The sequence below is a fragment of the Neobacillus drentensis genome (genome assembly GCF_036965425.1).
Taxonomy (GTDB): Bacteria; Bacillota; Bacilli; order Bacillales; family Cytobacillaceae; genus Neobacillus; species Neobacillus drentensis_F.
Genome location: NZ_JBALPP010000221.1, coordinates 1 through 2,308, shown reverse-complemented (window position 1 = coordinate 2,308; position 2,308 = coordinate 1). Strand labels below are relative to the sequence as shown.

The 2,308-nt window shown below is 31.8% G+C and carries 2 protein-coding genes; both read left to right on the top strand.

What is annotated here, in order from left to right; translation table 11 throughout:
- Positions 1-730 precede the first annotated feature (730 nt).
- Positions 731-1,747 carry a DUF3231 family protein gene (locus V7161_RS30285; RefSeq protein ID WP_335716462.1) on the top strand — a complete coding sequence of 339 codons (1,017 nt, stop codon included), beginning with the start codon at positions 731-733 and terminating at the stop codon, positions 1,745-1,747.
- A gap of 8 nt (positions 1,748-1,755) precedes the next feature.
- The gene (locus V7161_RS30280; RefSeq protein ID WP_335716461.1) at positions 1,756-2,220 is read left to right on the top strand and encodes a hypothetical protein; all 465 of its coding nucleotides are present in this window, start codon (positions 1,756-1,758) and stop codon (positions 2,218-2,220) included.
- Positions 2,221-2,308 lie beyond the last annotated feature (88 nt).

Here is a 2,308-nt window from a genome sequence, read left to right as displayed (position 1 = left end):
CAACTAAACTGCTCCGTTAATACAAAAAGCAAAAAAGACCGCCGCAGCGATCCATCTTGAGCTCTTGCACCCGTTAGTTCAATTAAGCCCCCATAATATAATTAAAATAACCTTCCTTCATTAGCTAAGGCACTTTAAAACAATTCTTTATAATATTTTACACCAAGTTTTTTTTGAAGAAAGTTTAATTGACTCCAAAATTCAGCTTCATTCATTCCTTCAAAATCTTTTATCATAAGGAGCGCTAGATTGTGGAATACGTGAGCAATATGGAAAGCCTCTTCATGAGTAGTATTATTTTTTATATCTACAAAAGCTTGATATATTAATACTTTATAAGCTTACTTCTTCTTATTTTCCATTCTACACCTCCAGTATTATGAAAACATTTCACTTCTTCTTTACAATAAGGGCAAGACATTATTACCTCCATTAAACTGAATATATTAACAATATTATTCGATACTTATTAGTATTTTCCTTGTTCAACTAAACTGCTTCGTTAGCATAACAAGTAAAAAAGACCGCCGCAGCCAACCTCTCTTTAACTCTTGCACCCGTTAGCTTATGTACATCTTCTCACAAATAGCTATATCTTTTCGATGCAATTGGTAGAAACGGTCAATATTTAATTAAAACTAATAACTACATAATCAAAAGTAAAAAATATATTATTTTGCTTTTAAAAAGGGCAATTTAAAAATATATACTACCTGGAGGCTAATTGCTTATGAATTCTGAACATAATATTCGTCTTACTTCTCCTGAAATAGCTCAGCTTTGGACTGGATACATGAATAATAGTATGTCTAAGTGTGTATTGAAGTATTTTAAAGAAAAGACTCAAGATGAGGAAATCCGAACAGTAATAAATTTTGCAATTTCCATAGCAGATAAAGTGTTACAAAACATTACAGAAATTTATGTTAAAGAAAATCATCCCATTCCCGTTGCTTTTAGTGAAAATGAGGATGTTAATCTAAATGCTCCAGCATTATATTCTGATACCTTCTTTTTAAATTTTGTTCACAATATGTCAAGACACGGTCTAACTGCATATGGTGCAGCTTTATCTGGTTGTGCACGCTCCGATGTATTAGAACTTTTTTCAAGTTCCGTAGACCTCACCAGGGAATTATATTTTAAATCCTTAAACGTCTCATTAGAAAAAGGATTATATTCTAGAGCTGCTTATATCCCAATTCCAGAAAAAGTTGAATTTATTGAGAAACAAGGATATTTAACTGGTTGGTTTGGAGAACGTCGCCCAATAAATTCCCTAGAAATCATGCACTTTTATGAAAATATGCAAAGGAATGCTGTTGGTAAAGCGTTACTATTGGGCTTTGCTCAAGTTGCTGGATTAAAAGATGTTCAAAATTATATGGTTAGAGGAGCAAATATCGCTAGTAAAGTTGTTGAATTTATGGCACATATTTTAGCTGAAGAAAATATATCTGAATCACCCACATATGATTCAGAAGTTTTAAAATCTACTACTCCGCCATTTTCAGATAAGTTAATGATGTTCCAAGTAACCATGCTTACAGGAATGTCACTTGGCTATTATGGAACTGCAGTAGGTACGGTTGCTAGACGTGATTTGAGTTCAAAGTTTCTACGTATATTTCTTGAAGCTGCTCATTATGCGGAAGATGGAGCGAACATTATGATTGAACATAGTTGGATGGAAAAACCCCCTGCATCTATTGATGAAATTGAAATAGCTAAAACCAAAAGGAAATAGGGATATGATTGAATAAGAATGCGATTGAGAAATTATTATGGTCCATTGCTTTGCCCGGTTTTGGACAACTGTTAAATCAAAAATATGTTAAAGGCATATTGTTCATTTTCCTTGAATTTCTTGTAAATATCCAATCAAATTTTAATAAAGCCATCATTTTAAGTTTTCATGGTAAAACTGATATTTCTATTGATCAAATCAATTTCAAGTGGTTAATGTTTTATCCCTGCCTGTATTTTTTTTCAATGTGGGATGCAGTAAAGGATGCAAATGAAGGAGGAGAGAATTCTCCCTTTTTATTTCTTCCTTTTGTATTTGCAGCGTATTTTGTCACTATTGGTTTGATTTATTCTACTGATATTAAAATTTTCGGTGTATTGTTTGGACCTATTTTTTTACCAATGTTATTTGTTATACCAGGTGTAATAATTGGATTATTTGTAAAAAAAATAATTACTTCATTCTTCAAATAAGAATGCCAAATTGTTTTTGTAAGATGAACTCTAGGCGTTCTTTTTTATGTGCTATTAAAAAAAATGTTCTTCAACTAAACTGATACGT

What these genes read in the sequence shown, in the direction of transcription:
- V7161_RS30285 (WP_335716462.1), top strand. Translation starts at nt 731, where the DNA reads ATGAATTCTGAACATAATATTCGTCTTACTTCTCCTGAAATAGCTCAG.